The 7,809-nt window shown below is 71.1% G+C and carries 7 protein-coding genes; 5 read left to right on the top strand and 2 right to left on the bottom strand.

Annotation, left to right across the window (positions count from 1 at the left end):
* Positions 1-124: 124 nt before the first annotated feature.
* Complete coding sequence (locus AB0G50_RS35625; protein WP_360118450.1) at positions 125-940, bottom strand: 3-oxoacyl-ACP reductase family protein; 816 nt, start codon at positions 938-940, stop codon at positions 125-127.
* Between the two features lie 156 nt (positions 941-1,096).
* Between AB0G50_RS35625 and AB0G50_RS35620 the strand changes: the two genes are divergently transcribed.
* The 3 genes from AB0G50_RS35620 to AB0G50_RS35610 are packed head-to-tail and all read left to right on the top strand — an operon-like array spanning position 1,097 to position 4,660.
* Positions 1,097-2,089, top strand: a complete 993-nt coding sequence (locus tag AB0G50_RS35620) for an ABC transporter permease (protein WP_360118447.1) — start codon at positions 1,097-1,099, stop codon at positions 2,087-2,089.
* Between the two features lie 25 nt (positions 2,090-2,114).
* Entirely contained in the window at positions 2,115-3,170 is a 1,056-nt protein-coding gene (locus AB0G50_RS35615; RefSeq protein ID WP_360118444.1) for a sugar ABC transporter substrate-binding protein, read from the top strand.
* Positions 3,170-4,660, top strand: coding sequence for a sugar ABC transporter ATP-binding protein (locus AB0G50_RS35610; RefSeq protein WP_360118441.1), 1,491 nt, complete (start codon positions 3,170-3,172; stop codon positions 4,658-4,660). Before AB0G50_RS35615 ends, AB0G50_RS35610 begins: the two co-directional genes overlap by 1 nt.
* Positions 4,661-4,728: 68 nt before the next feature.
* On the opposite strand, the gene AB0G50_RS35605 is transcribed toward AB0G50_RS35610, so the two are convergent.
* Positions 4,729-6,144: a GMC family oxidoreductase N-terminal domain-containing protein gene (locus AB0G50_RS35605; RefSeq protein ID WP_360118438.1), complete on the bottom strand. Its 1,416-nt coding sequence runs from the start codon at positions 6,142-6,144 to the stop codon at positions 4,729-4,731.
* 262 nt (positions 6,145-6,406) lie between these two features.
* On the opposite strand from AB0G50_RS35605, the gene AB0G50_RS35600 reads away from it, so the two are divergent.
* Both AB0G50_RS35600 and AB0G50_RS35595 read left to right on the top strand, forming a co-directional pair.
* Positions 6,407-6,739, top strand: coding sequence for an ArsR family transcriptional regulator (locus AB0G50_RS35600; protein ID WP_360118435.1), 333 nt, complete (start codon positions 6,407-6,409; stop codon positions 6,737-6,739).
* Positions 6,736-7,761 carry an LLM class F420-dependent oxidoreductase gene (locus tag AB0G50_RS35595; protein WP_360118432.1) on the top strand — a complete coding sequence of 342 codons (1,026 nt, stop codon included), beginning with the start codon at positions 6,736-6,738 and terminating at the stop codon, positions 7,759-7,761. Before AB0G50_RS35600 ends, AB0G50_RS35595 begins: the two co-directional genes overlap by 4 nt.
* Positions 7,762-7,809: the final 48 nt, after the last annotated feature.

The raw sequence follows: 7,809 nt of genomic DNA, 5'->3' as shown, positions 1-7,809 counted from the left end.
CCGCACCGAGTTCGCCCAGCCGGCGCTGTTCGCGCTGGAGGTGGCGCTGTTCCGGCTCGCCGCGTCCTTCGGGGTGCGCCCGGACTTCCTGACTCGCCCGCGCCCTCGACCGCGTGCCGGCCCGCTAGCCGATCACCAGACCGCCGTTGGGGCTGATCGTCTGACCGGTCAGGTACGCGCCGTCCGGTCCGGCCAGGAAGGCGACCACCGACGCGATCTCGGTCGGCAGACCGAAGCGCCCCAGGGCGATCTGCCGGTTGAGGTCGGCGCGCACCACCGGCGCGATCACGTCGCCCAGCGGGGTGTCGATGTAACCGGGCGCGATCGCGTTCACCCTGATCCCGAGTGGAGCGACGTCCCGGGCGACCGCCTTGGTCAAGCCCTCGATGCCGCCCTTGGCCGCCGAGTAGTGCGGGATGTGCGCGCAGCCGGTGAGACCGCAGATCGACGACACGTTGATGATCACGCCGCCGCCCTCCTGGTCGCGCATGTGCCGCACCGCCGCGCGGGTGCCGAAGAACGTGCCGTCCAGGTGCACCGACAGCATCCGGTGCCACGCCTCGTCGGAGATGTTGACCGTCGCGTCGAGGACGGTCGTAGGACGACCGGACGACGACTCCTCGATGCGCGCCGCCAACCGCTCGAACGCCGCGTCCGCCTCGTCACCGCCGCGGATGCCCGCGTTGTTCACCAGCACGTCGAGCCGGCCGAAGGTCTCGACCACCTCGCGCACCGCCTGGTCGACCTGCGCCGAGTCGGCCACGTCCGCGATCACGGCCATCCCCGAGCGCAGCAGACCCGCCGTCAGCTCCGCGCCGCTGGAGTCGATGTCCAGCGCCGCCACCCGCGCGCCCTCCGCGTCCAACCGGAGCGCGATCGCCTCGCCGATGCCGGATCCGGCGCCGGTCACCAGCGCCACCTTGCCGTCCATGCTGCCCATGGCGGCTGACGGTAGCCACGCGCCGAGGGAAGCCGCCACCTGTGCAAGCGCCGATGCGCTAGTAGTCAAGGGCTGTTCGCCATTGGGCAAGCGTTCTCTGTCACACAACCGCACTCTTGGCCGGCGGACAAGGCGGTCCAAGCGGACGGAGGCGGCATGACCCAGGTTGACCGGCGCGGGTTCGGCAGGCAGGTGCTGGCGGTGGAGTCCGGCAGCGTGCTTGTCGCGACGATCCTGCTGGTGGTGGTCATCGGTGTGCTGCGACCGGCGTTCCTGAACCCCGGACAGCTCCTCGACGTGCTCAACAGCTCGGTCTACGTGGCGCTGCTCGCGGCCGGCATGGCGTTCCTGCTGGCGATGCGCGAGATCGACCTCTCGGTCGGCGCGACGTTCGGGCTCACGCTCGTCTCCACGGCGATGATGATCCGGTCGGGGGTGAACGCGTGGCTGGCGTGCGTGATCGGCATCCTGCTCGGCGCGCTGCTCGGTCTGGTGAACGCGTTGGTGGTGCGGTACATCGCGATCCCGGCGTTCGTGGCGACGCTGGCCACGATGCAGCTCTTCCGCGGCCTCGCGGTGGCGCTGGGCGACGGGCAGCAGGTCAACGGCCTGCCGCTGGAGGACTCGTTCTTCACGGTGCTGGGCGGCGACCTGCTCGGCATCCCGGTCGCGGTGTGGATCCTCGCGGTCGTCACCGCCGGGCTCACCGCGGTGCTGCGCTGGACGCCGTTCGGCTACCGGGTGCGGTCCATCGGGTCCAATCCGGACGCCGCGGCGTTCTCCGGCATCTCCATCGCCAACACCCGCACGCTGGTGCTGGTGCTGGTCGGCGCCCTCGGCGGTCTCGCCGGTGTGCTCGGCCTGGCGTTCTTCACCTCCGGTGACCCGAACATCGGCGCCGGTTTCGAGTTGCAGGCCATCGCCGCGGCGGTGATCGGCGGCACCCCGTTGCGCGGTGGTGTGGCCACCGTCGTCGGCGCGGTGTTCGGCGCGATCCTGCTCGGCGTCGTGAGCAGCGGGCTCGTGTACTTCAACATCCCCGCCAACTGGAACGGGTTCGCCACCGGCTTGGTGGTGCTCGTCGCGGTCGGCGTGGACAGCGCGTTGCGCAGCAGGCGACGAGCGCGCGAAAACCAGTTCGGACTGTAGAAAACCCCCGGAGAAGGAGTTCCCGATGCGTTCCCTTCGCTTTGTGGCGGTCGGAGCCGCCGCCGCCGTGCTGCTCAGCGCCTGCGGCTCGGCCGAACCGGCGGGTTCCGGCTCGGACAAACCGCTGAAGCTGGCGTTCGTCTACGCCACCTCCACGCAGAACCCGTTCCAGGAGATGGCGTTCGGCGCCAAGGCCGCCGCCGACGACGCCGGCAAGGTCGACCTCACCCTGAGCGCGCCCACCGGCATCAACGGCTCGCAGCAGGTGTCGCTGTTCCAGTCGGCCACCCGCACCGCGACCGACGGCGTCGCGCTGGAGACCCTGACGCCCGACCTGTTCGTGCGCCCGCTCAACCAGGCCACCGAACAGAAGGTGCCGCTCGTCGCGGTCGACACCGCGCCGCCCGCCGGCACCAAGGTCGACCTGTTCATCGGCAACAGCAACACCGAGCTGGGCAAGGCGCTCGGTGAGGAGTTCCTCAAGCAGGTCCCGGAGAACGCGACCGGCGACGTGGTGCTGGGCAACGACATCCCGGGCCTGGCCGTGCTGGAGCAGCGGCTCGACGGTGTCAAGCAGGTGATCCAGGCCAAGCGTCCCGGCCTGAAGATCCTCGGCCCGTTCGACTCCGGCTCGGAGCCCACCACGAACTTCAACAAGTGGAACGACATCGTGAAGGCGAACCCGAACGCGGTGGCCTACCTCGGTGTCGGCGCGCAGGACGCGGTGTCCCTGGCGCTGATCCAGAAGAACTCCGGCCGCAAGTTCCTCGCGGGCTCGTGCGACCCCGACTCGTCGGCGCTCCAGGCGGTCAAGGACGGCTACGTCTTCGCGCTGGCCTCGCCCGAGCACTGGATGAAGGGCTACATCGCGCTGCGCCTGCTGGCCGACCACGCGCGCGGCAAGGACCTGCCCAAGGGCTGGTGGAACACCGGTCAGCTGGTCGTGAACTCGTCCAACGTGGACCAGATCATCGCCCGCCAGGCCGACGAGGGCACCCGCAAGGCCGCGTTCAAGGCCGAGGCCGACAAGCAGCTCGCCAACCCCGCGCAGTACATCAAGCCCATCGGTGAGGCCAACTGATGACGGCCTTCTCCGCGCGCGGCATCACCAAGACCTACGGCGGTGTCACCGCGCTCGCGGGCGCCGACCTCACGTTGCGCGCGGGCTCCGTGCACGCGCTGCTCGGTGAGAACGGCGCGGGCAAGTCCACCCTGATCAAGGTGATCACCGGCGCGGTGTCGCCGGACGGTGGCGAGCTGCGGATGGGCGAGGACGAGGTGTCGTTCTCCAGCACGGCGCAGGCCGCGGCCAACGGGGTCGCGGTGGTGTCCCAGGAGCTGAACCTGTTCCCGGACCTCGACGTGCTGGCGAACCTCTACCCGATGCGCGAGCCCCGCAAGGGGCCGCTCGTCGACCGGGACGTGATGCGCGAGCGGGCGCTCCCGGTGCTCAAGCAGCTGGGACTGGACATCGACCCGCGCGTCAAGCTCGGCGAGTTGTCCCTGGCGCAGCGGCAACTCGTGGAGATCGCGAAGGCGCTGCTGGTCGACCCGAAGGTGCTCATCCTGGACGAGCCGACCTCCGCGCTGGACTCGGACAGCTCGGAGCGCCTGCTCGGCGTGCTGCGGGTGCTGCGCGACCGCCAGGTCGCCGTGGTGTTCGTGTCGCACATCCTGGAGGAGGTGATGAGCCTCTGCGACGAGATCACCGTGCTTCGGGAAGGGCGCACGGTGCTCGACGCCCGGCCGCGCTCGGAGCTCGACATCGGCGACATCGTGCACGCGATGCTCGGCGGTCGGCAGATCTCGGCGGTCGAGCGGACGTCGGTGGTCGGCGAGGCCACGCTGGAGCTCTCGGGCGTCAGCGTGCCCGACCGGTTGGTGGACGTGGGCTTCTCCTGCGCGGCGGGCGAGGTCGTGGGGTTGGCCGGGCTCGCGGGTTCCGGCCACACCACAGTGTTGGAAGTGGTGGCCGGAGTGCGCCCGGCGGGCGCCGGCACAGTCCGGTTGCCGGGGGGCCGCGCCGCGCCGCGTGATTTCCGCAAGGCCATCGCGGCCGGCGTGGCCCTCGTGTCCGGCGACCGCCGGCGGGTCGGGCTGATGCTCGACAAGCCGGTGTGGGAGAACATCTCCCAGGTCCAGCCGGTCGCGCTGGCCGGCGCCACCAGCAGGCTCAAGCGCGGCGCGTTGAAGGAGCGGGCGCGCGAGCTGGTGGACCGGGTCGGCGTGCACCCGGTCGACGTCGACCTGCGCGCCGGTCTGCTCTCCGGCGGCAACCAGCAGAAGGTCGTGCTGGCCAAGTGGTTGGCGGCGGAGCCGAGCGTGCTGCTGCTGGACGACCCCACCCGAGGGGTCGACCTGGGCGCACGCGCGGAGATCCACGCCCTGCTGCGCGAGGTGTCGGCGGCGGGCAAGGTCGTCGTGCTCTGCTCGACGGACCTGGACGAGCTGGCCGCGGTGTGCGACCGGGTGCTGGTGTTCCACAAGGGTCGGCTGTGCGCCGAGCTGTCCGGTGACGACGTGGACCAGCACACCATCCTGAAGACGATGAACACCGGCTCGGTCGAGTAGACCGACACGGGGGAGCGGGGTCCGGACGCGTCCGGACCCCGCTTTCGTCGTTCCGGGCACCGGCCCGGTCAGCCCGCGATCAGCTCGGCGGCCTTCTCCGCGATCATGATGGTGGGCGAGTTCGTGTTGCCCGACACGATGGACGGCATCACCGACGCGTCCGCCACCCGCAGCCCGCGCACGCCGTGCACGCGCAACTCGTGGTCCAGCACCGAACCCAGGGCGCAGGTGCTCGACTGGTGGTGGTAGGTCACGACGGTGCGGCGCACGTACTCCCGCACGTCCGCGTGCGCCGGGTACAGCTCCTCGCCCCACCCGGTCCGCCTGCCGACCTCCTGGCAGAGCTCCACCGCGGCGACCAGGGCGTCCACATCGGACGGTTCGGACAGCACGCGCGGGTCGATCACCGGGCGGCCTCCGGTGGCCAGGGTGACGGAACCCGTGCTCTGCGGCCGGATCAGGCCCGCCATGAGCGAGAAGCCGTGCTCCGGGCCGGACATGTCCTCCTGGTACAGCGGCACGCTGAAGTGCAGCGGCTGGAGGTCCGGCGCCCGCAGACCGGGCTTGCTGTTCCAGAACAGGTGCGTCTGCGAGTGCGGCAGCCCGCGCAGGTGGTCGATCTCCCGCTCGGAGCCGTACACGACCGGGACGAGCCAGTGGTCCTGGAGGTTGCGGCCGACGCCCGGCAGGTCCGCCACCACGTCGAGGCCCTGCGCGCGCAGCTCGTCGGCCGGACCGACGCCCGAGCGCAGCAGCAGCACCGGCGAGCCGATCGCGCCCGCGGACAGCACGACCTCGGCGCCCGCGCGGGACACCCGGACGCCGCTGTCGCCGATCCACTCCACGCCGACGCAGCGGTCGCCGTCGAACACCAGCCGGCGCACCTCGGCGTCGGTGACCACGGTCAGCCGCCGGTCGTCGAGCACCGGGTGCAGATAGGCGCGGGCGGTGGTGTGCCGGACGCCGTCGGCGATGGTGAACTGCATGCGGCTGACGCCGAGCTGGTCGCCGCTGTTGTAGTCCGGGTTGTACGGCAGGCCCGCGTCCTGGGCGCCGGACAGGATCGCCTCCTGCACCGGGTCCACCACCGGGTCGCGCAGGATGCGCAGCGGGCCGGACTCCAGCCGGTCGAACACCGGTTCCACGTCGGCCCACGACCAGCCGGGCACGGCCCAGTCGTCGTAGTCGGTCGGGTTGCCGCGCACGTGGATCATCGCGTTGAGCGCGTGCGAGCCGCCGAGCACCTTGCCGCGCGGCAGGTGCAGTCGTCGGTCGGCGGCGTCGGGCTGCGGCACGGTGCGCAGTCCCCAGTCCTGCGGGCTGTCCCACAGCTCGTGCATGCGCAGCGGGTCGTGGATGGCGGGGTTGGTGTCCCGGCCGCCCGCCTCCAGCAGCAGCACCGTGCCGTCGGTGCGGTCCAAGAGTCTGCGGGCCACGACGGATCCGGCGCTGCCCGCTCCCACGACGATGTAGTCGGCGTCCATGACGAGTGGTCTAACAAGGTGGCCGACAACCGGCGTAAGCCCGCAGCGCACGCCTTTTGCCCTGCCGCGCACCGGGTGAGGATTGTTCAACAATTCAACTTGGCAACACTGCGGAGTGGTCGGGGATTCGGTTTCGCCGGATGTGACGAAACGAGCTGAAGTTCGACTTTCGCCGTACTATGGGTCACGGAAAGCGTTGACGATTCAGGAGTGTTGGACCGAGGTGCAACGGTGCCGCGCGGCACCGGCGAGGAGCAGATCTGTGGCGCGATACCTGGTGCAGCCCCCGGTCGAGGACATCCGGTTGGCCGACGTGATGCGGGCGCTGTCGGAGGACGTCCGACTGCGGCTGGTGTCGGTGCTGGCCGACGGCGAGTTCCACTCGTGCAAACCGGAGGAGTTCGAGGTCGGCGTGCACAAGTCCACCCTGTCCCACCACTTCAAGGTGCTCCGCGAGGCGGGCGTGACGACCACGCACCTCGACGGGCGCAACCACAGCATCCGGCTGCGCCGGGAGGACCTGAACGCGCGGTTCCCCGGGCTGCTCGACGCGGTGCTGCACGAGTTGGCGAGCCGGCAGGCGGTGACCGGGTGAAGCTCGGCCTGGGCACCGGCTACTGGTCCTCCCGCCCACCGGTCGGCGTGCCGGAGGCGGTCGCGGAGGCGGAACGGCTCGGCTTCGACTCGATCTGGACCTCCGAGGCGTACGGCTCGGACGCGCTGACCCCGCTCGCCTGGTGGGGCGCGTCGACCACGAAGGTCAGGCTGGGCACCAACATCGCCCAGATCTCCGCCCGCACCCCCACCGCCACCGCGATGGCCGCGATCACCCTCGACCACCTGTCCGGAGGCCGGTTCGTGCTGGGCCTGGGCGCCTCCGGGCCGCAGGTCGTGGAGGGCTGGTACGGCGCCCCGTACCCGAAGCCGTTGGCGCGCACGCGCGAGTACATCGAGATCGTGCGCCGGGTCGTGGCCCGCGAGGCGCCGGTGGAGTTCGCGGGCGAGCACTACCGCCTGCCGCACCCCGGCGGTACGGGCCTCGGCAAACCCCTCAAGCCGACCCTGCACCCGCTGCGCCCCCGGATCCCGATCTTCCTGGCCGCGGAGGGCCCGAAGAACGTCGCCCTGGCCGCCGAGGTCGCCGACGGCTGGCTGCCGTTCCTGTTCTCGCCGAGCGGCGACGCGTTCTACCGGGAGCAGTTGGCGAAGGGCTTCGCGCTGCGCACCGACGGCGTGGGCCCGGCGGACTTCGAGGTACCGGCGGCGGTGCAGGTGGCGCTGGACGACGACCTCGAGGCCGCGGCCGACGTGGTGCGGCCGTGGATCGCGCTGTACGTCGGCGGCATGGGCGCGAAAGGCGCGAATTTCCACGCCGACGTGGTCGCCCGAATGGGATATGAAGCAGAAGTCGACCGAATCCAGAACCTGTACCTGGCGGGCAACCGCAAGGACGCGATCGCGGCCGTGCCGACCCGAATGGTGTCCGACCTGGCCTTCATCGGCCCGCCGGCGCGCATCCGCGACGAACTGGCGCGCTGGTCGGAAACGGTGATCACCACGTTGATCATCCCCGGCGAGCCCCGGGTCGCCCGGCTGTTCGCCGAACTCCTGGCCTGATCCGACCGGGCCGGGCGACCGCGGTCGCCCGGCCCGGTCGGATCAGGC

Origin of the sequence: Actinosynnema sp. NPDC020468, from assembly GCF_040642015.1 — a bacterium.
GTDB lineage: Bacteria > Actinomycetota > Actinomycetes > Mycobacteriales > Pseudonocardiaceae > Actinosynnema.
Note: the sequence above shows the minus strand (reverse complement) of the source record. Positions and strands in the feature narration are given on the sequence as shown.

Coding starts and splice junctions, on each gene's coding strand:
- AB0G50_RS35625 (WP_360118450.1), bottom strand. CDS start 940: ATGGGCAGCATGGACGGCAAGGTGGCGCTGGTGACCGGCGCCGGATCC.
- AB0G50_RS35620 (WP_360118447.1), top strand. CDS start 1,097: ATGACCCAGGTTGACCGGCGCGGGTTCGGCAGGCAGGTGCTGGCGGTG.
- AB0G50_RS35615 (WP_360118444.1), top strand. CDS start 2,115: ATGCGTTCCCTTCGCTTTGTGGCGGTCGGAGCCGCCGCCGCCGTGCTG.
- AB0G50_RS35610 (WP_360118441.1), top strand. CDS start 3,170: ATGACGGCCTTCTCCGCGCGCGGCATCACCAAGACCTACGGCGGTGTC.
- AB0G50_RS35605 (WP_360118438.1), bottom strand. CDS start 6,144: ATGGACGCCGACTACATCGTCGTGGGAGCGGGCAGCGCCGGATCCGTC.